Raw genomic sequence first — 12,249 nt, 5'->3', positions numbered from 1 at the left:
CAAGGATCGTTATGAAAGCCAACGCATTGCGCAAGTCTCTCGCGCCGCCACCCGCAGGTGTTTATCCCTTCGCGGAGCTCCCCCTTCACCTCGGATTTCCTTCTCTGGACGATTTTGAAATCCTCTCCGACGACAAAGGCACAGCAAAGGCCGCTGTGGCGCTACGCGATTTTCCCCGGATCAGCCGAATCTGCCGGGTATCGGGACATTTGCTGCCCTATCGCCGTCGTCATACACGACAACTCGCGCCCGGCGTGCATGTCTACGACCCGCGTTTCTGTGGGCTGCTGCGACACTCCTGCGACCCGAATGTCTTTCTGGACATGAGTGAACTGTGGTTGTGGGCATTGAAAGACATACAAAAGGGCGACTGGCTGTCGATGGACTTCGCCGCCACCGAAGACAAACTGCTGCGCCAGTTTGCCTGTCGCTGCGGTTCGTATAACTGTCGGGGCTGGATCACCGGTTACGATGAGTCGCCCAACGCCGACGGCCAGGCGTTCCTGCAACGCTGGCGTCGGCAAAGCCACGATTGACGGACTTTATTGTGAATCGACCGGCCGCAGGCGGTATTGCGGCGGCAATTGCTCGAATCCGCTGATGGTGGTGTTCAGGCTTTTCCAGCGACCATCCTTGATGCCGTAGATGCAACCGTGGACCGACAGGCTCTGCCCGCGGTGCCAGGCATTTTGCACAATGCTGGTATGGGCGACGTTGGCCACTTGCTGAATCACGTTGAGTTCGCAGAGGCGGTCGACCTGTTCCTCTTCGGTGGCCAGTTTGGCCAGCTCTTCGCGCTTCTCGTAGTAGAGGTCTCGAATCGAACGCAGCCAGCCGTCGATCAAGCCGAACTGGCGATCCTGCATCGCGGCGCGCACACCACCGCAGCCATAATGACCGGTGACGAGAATGTGTTTGACCTTGAGCACATCGACTGCGTACTGAATCACCGACAGGCAGTTCAGGTCGGTGTGCAGCACGACGTTGGCCACATTACGGTGGACGAACAGATCGCCCGGCAACATGCCAACGATCTCGTTGGCCGGCACCCGGGCGTCGGAACAACCGATCCACAGGAACTCCGGTGTCTGTTGGCGGGCCAGCTTGGCGAAGAAGTCAGGATCTTCCTCCTTGATCGCAGCGGCCCAACGCTCGTTGTTATCAATCAGATCTTGTAATTCGTTCATGCTTTGAAGCCTCAAGAATGATGCGCAGCTTTGACTGACAACCGTCCGTCGGGGTCACGCGCGAAAATGCAGATGCTCTCCTGATCCGGAACACGGGGCTCCATGCCGGTGGAATTCTCGGTAGCCACGTGGGTCAACCGTAGTAGGGCCTACAGTATGAGGAATTGCCATGAATGATTCACGACGTCCGTACGATGCGGTGCAACCGGATCCCGTCGATGACGACGAAGACCGCATGGGCTCGGTGCGCGAGCTGGATTTCGACGCCGAAGAACCCAGCGCCAGAATCGGTGACGAACTGCCGGAAAAGGAGCGCGAGCAACTGATGCCACGCCAGCGCATACGTGAAGCGGGCCTGACCGGGGCCTCGACCGATGACCATCAACCTACCGACGATGACCTTAGCCCGGAAACCCTGATCCGTGAAGACGGCGCCCGGGATGCCCATGAGGCGGGCAATGATAGTCGTGCGGATTGGGACCTGAGCATCGTCGATGAGGACGATATCGGCGGTGGCAACGGACTGGATGAGGCGGAACTGGCGCTGCGCGATCCGATGGACGGCAAGCGATAGTTTTTTAGTGCCTGTTCAGCCGCCTTCGCGAGCAAGCCCGCTCCCACAGGGGAATGCATTCCAAATGTGGGAGCGGGCTTGCTCGCGAAGCTTTTAAGCTCAATCCACCAAAGTGCAGGCCATGACCACCGCATCTTCGCGCCCGCCCACTGCCGGGTAGTAATCCCGACGCCGGCCGATCTCGTTGAAGCCGTAACGCTCATACAGCTTGAATGCCGCGGTATTGCTGTCGCGCACTTCCAGGAAACACTCCCGGGCGTCGGCCTTGTAGGCAATCGACATCAAATGCTCAAGCAATGTCAGCCCCAGGCCACGACCCTGATTTTCCGGCTTGACCGTAATGTTCAACAGATGCGCCTCGTCGAGGATGATCTGCACCACACCGTGGCCTACCTGTTGCTGACCTTCGAACATCAGCCAGATCTGGTACTTGCCCAGGCCATCGAGGAAAATCCCGCGGGTCCAGGGATGGCTGTAGGCCGCGTATTCGATTTTCAGTACAGCTTCCAGGTCCGCCTCGGTCATCGGGCGAAACGATACAGCGTCACTCATTCGATTCTTTCCAGCGCGCCATCAGCCGACGCATGGCTTGCCAGACATCAGCCTTACGCTGTGGCTCTTCCATTAATAATTCCAGGCCCGGCACCGCCCAGGCCGAGCCCAGGCCTTCGATCTGCAACTCGCGATTGAACGCCCCGGCATCCGCTTCGCCGGCAAATCGCACGGCGGGCAGGCCGATCAGCCACAAGCAGACGCATGGCGTTTCTTCCATCCGCACCGAGAGAAAACCTTGCACGAAGTCGCGGGCCGCTTCCGGGCCTTGATCCATCGTGCCACGCACCAGCAACGGCCAGCGTACCGGCTCGCCGACGATCTGCGGGCTGTCCGGCAGACCGGCGGCGCGCAACATGTCCTTGAGCAGCAGGTAAGCAGGATCGCGAGTCTGGAAGGGTTCGCCTGTGGGTAACTCCACCAGCAGCAGGCAACGCCCGGCCCGTAGCAATTGCAGGGCGAAACGCGGCGGTGGCACGATCGGCGCCTTGACCGCGACGGGCGCCTCTTCGGCCTCCTCCACCGGTTTCGCCCCGGTGCGCGTGCTCGCCAGCGATGGCCGCGGAACTTCGATCTTCACTCGCTCGGCCGGTTTGACCGCCGGCGCCACGGGCGTCTCAGCCACGACAGCCGGCACGACAGGCGCGAGCATAACTGGCTCGGGCATCTCCAGCAGTTCGGGCCGGGAAGGCGCAGCAAAGGGCAATTCGGTGCGCGGCAGCCAATTGACCACCTGCATAGCAGCCAGATAAGCGCGACGACGGGACTCGATAAGCAAAGGTCAGCCACTTGTGGATAACTAAAGTGCGCTGATTCTACCGCCGTTCGCTCAAGATCGCCCGCAGTTGATCGATGCACATTACCGAAAAGAAGGCGACAGCCCGTCCCGCGAGTGAATCGCATTGCCCCCGATGCAGTACAATCGCGGCTTTTAATCGCCAACCAGCCGGCCATTCCGATGATCGAACCCAAGCGCGTCTTGCGCGCCCTCGCTGAACACTGGGCACTTCTGGAGCCACTGTGCGAGCACTTCGACCAAGGCACACTGAGCCTGAACGAACTGCGCACGCAACTGGCCGCCCAGCAACTGGACAGTACGCCGCAGGACATTACCAGCCTGCTGGACGTGTGGATTCGCCTCGACATCCTGGTTCCCGTGGCCAAAAGCCCGAACCGTTTCGAGCTCAATGCGCAGATTCACGACTTCCTCGCCTATCTGCGCCGTGAACACCGTCTGGGCCTGTGCCTGGAGATCGAAGCCTACCTGCGCCACCTCGAGCGCCTGGCCGGCTACATCCAGGACGCCTTCGAGATCCGCGATGGCAACGATCTGGCGCGCCAGTTGCGCCTGCTCGACATGCGCGTACGTGACGTGCTGAAAAAACTCGATAACGACGAACAGGCACTGGTGGCCGTCGCCGAACGGGCGAAAACCAGCGACCGGCAGATTCCGTTGCGCCAGCGTTACGCTGAAGTGCTGGCGACCTGGGACGAATACGTCGAGCCGATGATTGATCTGGTGAACGCCGATGGCGCCTTCGAACAAGGCGTGCGCAAGGTCGAAACCGTCCTGCTGAAGATGCTCAGCGAACAGCAACGCCTCGGCCACCTGGTCGACGACGACATGCTGCTGCGCACTCACGCGCGCATCCTCGAAATGCAGACCAGCGCCCAATTGACCTTGCGTCATGCCCGCGAGCTGCTGTTGCCGCTGCGTGAAGAGGCGCGCCGGCACAACGCCGTGACCCGTGGCGCGGCCCTGGCCCTGGCCGCCATCCGTCGCAAGGGCATCGACGCCGTACCACAAGCGGCGATGCCGCTGTTCACACGGCCGCAAAGCACGTTCCTCGGCAGCGCCAGTCAGGTTGAAGCCTACGTCTACGCGCTGGCGCGTTTCGAACCGAAACCGGCGCGTTTCCCCAAGGCCCACAAAACGCAAAAAGGCGAAGCCCCACGGGCGCCGCGCACGGTTCGAGAAATGCTCGAACGCTGCGAAGACGCCCTGCCGATGCCGGATCTGATGACCTGGCTGCTGGAGCAGGAACCGGACGGCGCCACCGACGAATTGCTGTACTGGTTCTCGCGCCTGTCGCGGGAAAAACGCTTCAAGCGCGAGCGTCTGGAACGCCGCGAATACCACACTCACGAGCATCAGGTCAGCCTGCGCTCCTTCGCCCTGCTCTCGGTCAGCGATACCGCCGAGGATTCTGCGAGCACTCCCTATGCATCTTGATCTTTCCGAACTGTCCCAACTGGCACCGATCTTTCGCGAGCTGTTCAAGGGTTACCACGTCAGCCGCCGCGATCCGGAACTGTACGCACAGTTATCGAACTTCCAGGACCAGTACCGCACGCTATTCAAGGCCCTGGGCTTTGAACTGGTCTGCGACACCCGCGGCTTCTACTACTTCGTGCCGGACCTCGCTGCGGCCGCGGTGAACAAGACCGCCCAGCGTCTGGCGCTGTTCACCTTCATCCTCGTCGAGCACCTGGCCGATCAGGGCCGCGACCCAATCGCCGTGCTCGACGGTGGCAGCCTGGGGCGCGATGAGTTGCCGTCGCTGCTGGAAAAATACCGGGACCTGTTCATCCAGGCCGAAGTGCAGACCCAGGATGAGCTGGAAGAAAAGATCATGCGCCGCATGACCCAACTCGGTTTCGCCAGCGAAGAAAACGGCGTCTACCGCTTCCTGCCGCCGATGCACCGCTTCCTCGACGTCTGCCTGTCGGTGCAGCAGGACCGCGATCTGGCCGCCAGCCTGCACAGCGTCCTGCCGTTGCCGGTGCCGGTGCTGATCGACGAAGACAGCGACGAAAAACTGCTGCAGACCGACGACCCGCTCGACCTCGCTGAGTTTGCCGATGAGAGCGAAGAAGACGCCCTGGCCCGGGCCATTGCCGAAGAACAGGAGCTCGACGCATGAGCAAGGAACGTTACGGCATCCGCCGCTTTGCCCTTTTGAACACCGCCGGCTACAGCCTCGGCCTGTTTCCGCTGGAAGAACCGCTGTCGGTCTATGGCGCGAACAACCTCGGTAAATCCGCCTCGATCAACGCCCTGCAGTTCCCGATCCTGGCGCGCATGTCGGACATGAGCTTCGGCAAGTACAGCCTGGAACAATCCCGGCGCTTCTATTTTGCCTCGGACACCAGCTACATCCTGGTCGAAGTCAACCTGCCCCACGGTCCGCACGTGATCGGTGTGGTCGGCCGCGGCCCGGGCGGCGGTTTCGGTCACCAGTTCTTTGCCTATGCCGGCAAACTGGACCTGGCCCACTATCAGAAAAACGACACCTGCCTGCGCCAGAAAGAACTGTTCACCAACCTTGAGCGCGAAGGCCTGAAAGCCTACGAACTCAAGCCGGACGAACTGCGCCGTTTGCTGGTCGGTGGCCACACCTCGATTCCGCTGGACTTGACGCTGATCCCACTGCGCTCCACCAGCGAGCAAAGCCTGAAGACCTTCCGCGCACTGTTCATCAACCTGCTGCACATGCGCGAAATCACCGCGGCCAAGCTCAAGCAACTGTTCCTCGATGCATTCGAACACAGCCTGCGTTCCGGCAGCGTCGATTACATTGCCGCGTGCGAAGAAGCGTTCCGCGATGTGCGACGCATGGAGCAGGACTACAACTCGCTGGTCGCCGCCGGCCCACTGGTCGAAGCCCTGGCCAACGGCGTGAAGCAACGCGACATCCTGCGCGGCAAACTGCACCGCATCTCGCCGCTGCTCGATTCGTTGCTGGGCACCTGGTCGGACTACGCCAGTGCGCGCAAGGAAGAGCTGACCATTCAGGCCGAGCACTACCGCAACGAGCAGGACGCCCTGCAAAACGACCAGCGCGGTGGCACTCAGGAACTGATGCGCCTGGAGCGGGAAATCACTGGCATCCAGCGCTGGCTCGGCGAACTGGCGGTACTCAAGCATCGCTTTGCCCTGATCGATGACGTCAAGGTGCTGGAGCAGCAACTGCTCGCGGCCAAGGACGCCCACGACGAACTCGCCGGTGCGCTCGCACAGTCCCGCCAGTTCAGCGCCGAGGACCTGGAAGAACGTTTGCGCGACCTGGAAAAACGCCTGAAGTCGGTCAAGCAGCAACTCGACCACGCAGACAACAACAGCTACGCCCGCCTGCGCGAAGAATTCTCACAGCAAGACGTCGAACGCCTGATGCGCCTGTTCAACAGCGCACTGTTCAGCCTGCCGCTGGGTGAACACGGCATCACCCTTGACGACGATGGCGAGTGGGTCAAATCCGTAGAGCTGATCCTCGATGGTTTCAAAGGCGAACGCTTCGAAGTGCCGGGCCTGTCGATCGACATCTCGCACATCGAACCACCGGCCTTGCAGGCGCTGGCTGACCGAGCGGCCCTGCGCGACCAGAAAGAACGCCTGGAAAAAGAACTCAAGCAACTGAAAACCCAGCAAGCCGTGGCTGCCGACCGCGCCGCGAGCAAGACTCAGACCGAAGCCCTCTACCAGCAAGTGCTGGATGCGCAGAAAGCCCTGGAAGATTTCCGCCGCGCGCAAACCCTGAGTGCCGAGGAAGGCGACAAGCTGGAACAACTGGCGCAGATGGAAGCCGCCCAAGACGAATTGAAGCGTTCCAGCGACGCCTTCACCGAGCGCGTCCAGCAACTGTCGGCCAAGCTGCAACTGGTCGGCCGCCAGATCGGCGATATGGAAGCCAAGCAACGCACCCTCGACGACGCCCTGCGCCGCCGTCAGTTGTTGCCGGCAGACCTGCCGTTCGGCACGCCATTCATGGACCCGGTCGACGATTCCATGGACAACCTGCTGCCGCTGCTCAATGACTATCAGGACAGTTGGCAAGGCCTGCTGCGGGCCGACGGCCAGATCGAAGCGCTGTACGCTCAGGTGCGTCTCAAAGGCGTGGCCAAGTTCGACAGCGAAGACGATATGGAGCGTCGCCTGCAACTGTTGATCAACGCCTATGCGCACCGTACCGACGAAGCCCTGACCCTGGGCAAGGCTCGCCGTGCCGCCGTGACGGACATCGCCCGGACCCTGCGCAACATCCGCAGCGACTACGACAGCCTCGAACACCAGTTGGCGCTGTTCAACCGCGAGATCAACAAACGTCAGGTCTCCAACCTGCAAAGCTTCCGCATCGTGCTCGCACCAAACAAGGAAGCGCTCAAGCACATCGACCAGATCATCCACAGCGCCGGTCAGTACGAGGAAGGCGAAACCCTGTCGGTGTTCGACCTCAGCCAAAGCGCCGAGCAGGACAACAAGAACGAAGAGGCCAAGGAATACCTGGCGCGACTGGTGGCAGCCAACCACAACCAACTCGGTCTCAAGGACTTGTTCGAACTGGCGTTCGAGATCACCAAGGTCAATGGCCAGCCGGTGATCCACACCGACATCGACGGCGCCGCCTCCAACGGCACCACCATGACCATCAAGGCGCTGACCAACATGTACTTGTTGCTGCACTTGATGGACCGTGACCAGGCCGGTCGCGTGCGCCTGCCGTACTACCTTGACGAGGCTGCGGACATCGACGAGAAAAACCAGGCAGCCTTGCTGGAAACCAGCCTGCAACTGGGCTTCGTGCCGATTCTGGCGAGCGTGAAGCCGCAGGTCTGCGCCAGTGTCGCCATCGACCTGGAAGGCGGCAGCGGCCCGGCCGGCATCTACATCGACGAAGCGGACTGGAAGTACATCCGTCGTCACGACCAGGTCAAGGCAACGGTCAACGAACAAGCGGATGAACCGGAGCTGGACGCGGTCTGACGCTTGAAGCGAAGGCAATAAAAAGGCCGCGATCCATTGGATCGCGGCCTTTTTTTGGGCGCTGAATTAGATTTTCAGTGAGTTCAAGGGCCTCTTCGCGAGCAAGCCCGCTCCCACATTTGATCGTATTTCTTCAGGAACAACCCAGCCCCTGTGGGAGCGGGCTTGCCCGCGAAGGCGTCTTCACAGACGCCCAATCAAATCCCTGTTATTTACCAAGGCTAATCTTCGGCGCCCAGCCCAGCCATTCCTCTTCAAACTTGTCGAACAGCGCGAACGTCTGCTCCGGTCGCGCCGGGCTGCCCATGCGCTCGCCGTCCGGCGTGGCGAAGGCGACACCGCCCTGAATCATCGTTTCCAGGGATTCAGTACGCACCGTTGCGCCTTTGAACAGGCCGACATCGAAGTCGAAACCGCTGGTGTTCCAGAACCGTGTGCCGCTGCGTACCAGTGGCGCGTACTTCGGCTCGATCAGGATATGGATCAGTACACGATCAGCAGTCTCTCCCAGCTCATAACCAGTCACCTTGCCCACTGTGATTTCGCGATACGTCACCGGCACGCCGGCCTTCAACGAACCGCGACGGGCGGCGCTCAGCACCAGACTCAATCCCGCTTCCTGCTTGGCCGTTTCCGGCGCAGTGGCCAAAGCGACAAAGTTCTTCTGCGGCCCCAGATTCTTCGGTGCCGGTTGCACCTCGATGTATTGCCCGGTTACCAGGGTCTCGAGGTTGGACGTCTTGATCAGGCCCAGTTCAGGCTTGACCACCCAGAACTGACTACCGACCCGGGCGATGCGCTCCGGCACTTCTGTAATCCGTGCGGTCAGCAGCACCGATTGCAGATCCTCGCTGAGATCAACGTCTTCCACCTTGCCGACATCCAGCCCCTTGAAACGAATCGGAGTGCCGGTACGCAAGCCATCAGCGCGATCGAGCTTGATCGTGATGACTTCGCCTTTCTGCGTGGCCTCTTCATGGTTCGCGAACAGCCGGAAACGTGGCACACGCTTTTGCAACGGGGCTTTGTCTCGTGGGGTCTCGAAGGCAATGCCGCCGGCCATCAAGCTCTGCAACGATTCACTTTTAACCTGGACCCCACCGGTCAGCCCGCCCGTGAGGGTGATGCCACTGGCGTTCCAGAAGCGCGTCGAGGCGTTGACCAGGCCTTCGTATTCCTTCTCGATGTGCACACCAATAATCAGTTGTTTCTTGGTGCGTGAGAACTGATAGCTCTGCACGGAGCCGACTTTAACCTGCTTGTAGAGAACCGGGCTGCCGACTTCCAGCGAGCCGAGATTTTCCGTGAACAACACCAGGTGCAGACCCGGTGCACGCAGATCCAGCGGCGGCGCCTTGGCCCGTGCCACAAACTCCCGTTGTGGAGCCGAACCCTTGTCGCCAGGTCGCACAGCGATGTAGTTGCCTTTGACCAACGCCTCAAGGCCGGTAATCCCCGCCAGGGAAATCGACGGTTTGACCACCCAGAATTGTGTGCCTTCGACCAGGTAATCCTCGGCCAACGGGTCCATCGTCAACTCGGCGGTGGCCCCGGACAGGTCAGGATCGACCTTCAGCGCCTTGAGATTGCCGACCTGAATGCCTTTGTACATCACCGGCGTGCGACCTGCCTGCAAGCCTTCAAAGTCGCTGAGCTTGACCTTGACCCGGATACCGGCTGCCGCCGCATCGAAATCTTCATAGAGCCTGAATGGCAGGCTTGGGTCGGTAGGCGGGCTGTCCTTGCGGTTTTCAGGCGTAGCGAACGCAATACCACCGGCGACGATGCTGGCAAGGGACTCGCTGCGCACTTTCACACCGGACAGATTGGCGTCGATGCTGATGCCACTGGCATTCCAGAAACGCGTGTGTTTACGCACCAGTTTGGCGTAGGTCGGCTCAATGAAGACCTTGAGCTCGACAGTGCTCTGATCTTCGGAGAGCACGTAGCTCTTGATCTGCCCCACCTTGATCTGTTTGTAGAACACCGGGCTGCCGCGGTTCAACGAACCCAGGCGATCAGCCTTGATGGTCAAGTGCAGGCCGGGCTGGGCATCGGAGAGCGGCGGCTCCTGGGCCAGGGCCTTGAACTTGCGAACCGGCTCGCCTTCCCCCGGGCTGATGGCAACATAGTTACCTGAAACCAGCGTCTCAAGACCGGTAATCCCCGCCAACGTCACGCTCGGCTTGACCAGCCAGAAACGCGTGCTGGTTCGCAGGTATTGCTCCACGTCCTTGTTCATTTCGATGCTGGCAATCACACCTTTGGAACTGCCCTCGTCATCGAGCTTGAGGCTTTTGACCTTGCCGACCGGCATGCCCTTGTAGACAACTTCCGTCTTGTTGGCCTGAATGCCTTCGCCACTTTCAAAGCGCACCTGAATCTCGATGCCATTCTCGTTGTAAGCACGCCAGCCAAGCCAGCCGCCGATGATCAGGGCGATCAGGGGCAACACCCAGATGGCAGACCAGTTCGAGGCCGGTCGGGTTTTCGCTACAGGCAAATCAGTCATGGTCGTCGTCCGACTCCGTGTTATCCCAAATCAGTCGGGGATCGAAAGTTACTGCGGCAAGCATCGTCAGAATCACCACAGTGGCGAAAGCGATGGCGCCAAGATTGGCTTCGATGCTGGCAAGCCGCCCAAAATTCACGACCGCCACGAGAATGGCGATCACAAAGATATCCAGCATCGACCAGCGGCCGATGAATTCAATGAAACGGTACATCCAGATACGCTGGCGGGCCGAAAGTGGCTGGCGGCGTTGCACGGAAAACAACAGCAGCGCGATGCCCACCAGCTTGAAGGTGGGCACCAGGATACTGGCGATAAACACCACGGCTGCAATGGGGAACATTCCGTAGTGCACCAACTCGATCACACCGGCCATGATCGTGCTGGGCGCGCCTTTGCCCAAGGAGTTGACGGTCATGATCGGCAACAAATTGGCCGGTATGTAAAGAATGGCGGCGGTAATCAGCAATGCCCAGGTGCGCACCAAGCTATTCGGGCTGCGGGCATGCACCAGCGCTCCGCAGCGCGTACAGATTTGCTCATCGGTATCAGCTTCCTGCCTGTTCAATTCATGACATTCCTTGCAAATCAGAATGCCTGCATCAATCGCCCGCATGGGCATCCTCTCCTGATAACGCTTGCCAGATCTGGTGAGGCGACATTACGACCTCCAGCCAGACTTGAATCAGCAACAAACCAATGAAACACGCCAGGCCGAGACCTACAGTGATTGCCGCCATATCTGCCAGCTTGACGATCGCCACCAGCACGCCCATGAAGTAAACCTCGAGCATCCCCCATTCGCGTATGTGGTGATAAATGCGATAGAGCAACAAGCCGTAGCTGCGTCCGACATCAAAACGGATACTCAACAATACGGCCAATTGGCACAGTAGCTTGAGCAGCGGGATCGCCATGCTGCACAGGAACACCACCACTGAAACGCTTTGCATCCCTGTGTCAAAAAGGGCGACAACACCGCTCCAGACAGTGTCTTGCGAAGATTGCCCGAGCAGATTGAGTTGCATGATGGGTAAAAAGTTCGCCGGAATAAACAACAACAGGGCGGCGATGACCAAGGCGAGACTACGCTGTACGACGTTGTAGCGATTGGCATAAAGCTCGTAGCCACAGCGCGGGCACAGGGCTTTTTCACCATGGGCGAGTACGGGTTTGCGCATCAGCAGGTCGCACTCATGACAGGCAACCAGATTGTCTAGCGGTAATTCTGACAGCCCTGGGGCGTCAACCGGATCCGGCATAAAGGCTCTGACTCTGAAGAAGTTGGGCCTATTCTAGTGCCATGGGCTGAAAATAACTGTGCAAAATGTGCAACGGCCAGCCCTGTTTTTTCACGCGCAAAAACAAAACCCCAACTGCTTTCGCAATTGGGGTTTCGGAATTTAATCTTGACGATGACCTACTCTCACATGGGGAAACCCCACACTACCATCGGCGATGCATCGTTTCACTGCTGAGTTCGGGATGGGATCAGGTGGTTCCAATGCTCTATGGTCGTCAAGAAATTCGGGTACTGAGTCGTGACCAGAGGGCCTCGCTTCAGCAAATTGGGTAGGTGATAGTTTGGTGTTTTGTGAGTATCTCGAACTTTCGGTTCATTGCGTCTTCACACACCGCAATCTGGTGCCTTTTCAGGTCAGCA

At 59.7% G+C, this 12,249-nt stretch carries 11 protein-coding genes and 1 rRNA gene; 5 read left to right on the top strand and 7 right to left on the bottom strand.

All coding sequences use genetic code 11. The features are described 5' to 3' along the window. Nucleotides 1–11 precede the first annotated feature (11 nt). Entirely contained in the window at nt 12–536 is a 525-nt protein-coding gene (locus AC07XF_RS09455; protein ID WP_495026273.1) for an SET domain-containing protein, read from the top strand. A 6-nt stretch (nt 537–542) separates the two neighbouring features. On the opposite strand, the gene can is transcribed toward AC07XF_RS09455, so the two are convergent. After that, entirely contained in the window at nt 543–1,187 is a 645-nt protein-coding gene (gene can, locus AC07XF_RS09450; protein ID WP_007981797.1) for a carbonate dehydratase, read from the bottom strand. Between the two features lie 169 nt (nt 1,188–1,356). On the opposite strand from can, the gene AC07XF_RS09445 reads away from it, so the two are divergent. Continuing rightward, on the top strand, nt 1,357–1,761 hold the full coding sequence (locus tag AC07XF_RS09445; protein WP_495026272.1) for a serine kinase/phosphatase: 405 nt from the start codon (nt 1,357–1,359) through the stop codon (nt 1,759–1,761). 99 nt (nt 1,762–1,860) lie between these two features. Here the strand turns inward: AC07XF_RS09445 and rimI are convergent, their stop codons facing one another. Together rimI and AC07XF_RS09435 are read right to left on the bottom strand one after the other, a co-directional pair. Continuing rightward, complete coding sequence (gene rimI, locus AC07XF_RS09440; protein WP_007981794.1) at nt 1,861–2,313, bottom strand: ribosomal protein S18-alanine N-acetyltransferase; 453 nt, start codon at nt 2,311–2,313, stop codon at nt 1,861–1,863. Continuing rightward, entirely contained in the window at nt 2,306–3,052 is a 747-nt protein-coding gene (locus AC07XF_RS09435; RefSeq protein WP_495026356.1) for an energy transducer TonB, read from the bottom strand. Before AC07XF_RS09435 ends, rimI begins: the two co-directional genes overlap by 8 nt. 219 nt (nt 3,053–3,271) lie before the next feature. Here AC07XF_RS09435 and mksB point away from each other — a divergent pair, with 219 nt between their 5' ends. Genes mksB through mksF form a run of 3 tightly spaced genes read left to right on the top strand, consistent with a single transcriptional unit; the run spans nt 3,272 to nt 8,074 of the window. Further along, complete coding sequence (gene mksB, locus AC07XF_RS09430) at nt 3,272–4,546, top strand: Mks condensin complex protein MksB (RefSeq protein ID WP_495026271.1); 1,275 nt, start codon at nt 3,272–3,274, stop codon at nt 4,544–4,546. Beyond that, nucleotides 4,536–5,237, top strand: a complete 702-nt coding sequence (gene mksE, locus AC07XF_RS09425; protein WP_008016584.1) for an Mks condensin complex protein MksE — start codon at nt 4,536–4,538, stop codon at nt 5,235–5,237. Before mksB ends, mksE begins: the two co-directional genes overlap by 11 nt. After that, complete coding sequence (gene mksF / locus AC07XF_RS09420; protein WP_495026270.1) at nt 5,234–8,074, top strand: Mks condensin complex protein MksF; 2,841 nt, start codon at nt 5,234–5,236, stop codon at nt 8,072–8,074. Before mksE ends, mksF begins: the two co-directional genes overlap by 4 nt. Before the next feature lie 208 nt (nt 8,075–8,282). Here the strand turns inward: mksF and AC07XF_RS09415 are convergent, their stop codons facing one another. From AC07XF_RS09415 to rrf, 4 genes are all read right to left on the bottom strand, one after another. Next, complete coding sequence (locus tag AC07XF_RS09415; RefSeq protein ID WP_495026269.1) at nt 8,283–10,586, bottom strand: PqiB family protein; 2,304 nt, start codon at nt 10,584–10,586, stop codon at nt 8,283–8,285. Further along, entirely contained in the window at nt 10,579–11,202 is a 624-nt protein-coding gene (locus AC07XF_RS09410) for a paraquat-inducible protein A (RefSeq protein ID WP_495026268.1), read from the bottom strand. Before AC07XF_RS09410 ends, AC07XF_RS09415 begins: the two co-directional genes overlap by 8 nt. Beyond that, a complete protein-coding gene (locus AC07XF_RS09405) occupies nt 11,189–11,848 on the bottom strand; it encodes a paraquat-inducible protein A (protein ID WP_495026267.1) in 660 nt (219 codons plus the stop codon). The genes AC07XF_RS09410 and AC07XF_RS09405 overlap by 14 nt, the downstream gene beginning before the upstream one ends. A 145-nt stretch (nt 11,849–11,993) precedes the next feature. Continuing rightward, a 5S ribosomal RNA gene (gene rrf, locus AC07XF_RS09400) occupies nt 11,994–12,109 on the bottom strand. Between the last annotated feature and the right edge of the window lie 140 nt (nt 12,110–12,249).

The organism is Pseudomonas sp. GW821-FHT01C01 (assembly GCF_059422645.1).
This window is presented reverse-complemented; position numbering and strand designations above follow the sequence as displayed.

Excerpts from the sequence above, each read along its gene's own strand:
- AC07XF_RS09455 (WP_495026273.1), top strand. The coding sequence starts at position 12 with ATGAAAGCCAACGCATTGCGCAAGTCTCTCGCGCCGCCACCCGCAGGT.
- can (WP_007981797.1), bottom strand. The coding sequence starts at position 1,187 with ATGAACGAATTACAAGATCTGATTGATAACAACGAGCGTTGGGCCGCT.
- AC07XF_RS09445 (WP_495026272.1), top strand. The coding sequence starts at position 1,357 with ATGAATGATTCACGACGTCCGTACGATGCGGTGCAACCGGATCCCGTC.
- rimI (WP_007981794.1), bottom strand. The coding sequence starts at position 2,313 with ATGAGTGACGCTGTATCGTTTCGCCCGATGACCGAGGCGGACCTGGAA.
- AC07XF_RS09435 (WP_495026356.1), bottom strand. The coding sequence starts at position 3,052 with ATGCAGGTGGTCAATTGGCTGCCGCGCACCGAATTGCCCTTTGCTGCG.
- mksB (WP_495026271.1), top strand. The coding sequence starts at position 3,272 with ATGATCGAACCCAAGCGCGTCTTGCGCGCCCTCGCTGAACACTGGGCA.
- mksE (WP_008016584.1), top strand. The coding sequence starts at position 4,536 with ATGCATCTTGATCTTTCCGAACTGTCCCAACTGGCACCGATCTTTCGC.
- mksF (WP_495026270.1), top strand. The coding sequence starts at position 5,234 with ATGAGCAAGGAACGTTACGGCATCCGCCGCTTTGCCCTTTTGAACACC.
- AC07XF_RS09415 (WP_495026269.1), bottom strand. The coding sequence starts at position 10,586 with ATGACTGATTTGCCTGTAGCGAAAACCCGACCGGCCTCGAACTGGTCT.
- AC07XF_RS09410 (WP_495026268.1), bottom strand. The coding sequence starts at position 11,202 with ATGCGGGCGATTGATGCAGGCATTCTGATTTGCAAGGAATGTCATGAA.
- AC07XF_RS09405 (WP_495026267.1), bottom strand. The coding sequence starts at position 11,848 with ATGCCGGATCCGGTTGACGCCCCAGGGCTGTCAGAATTACCGCTAGAC.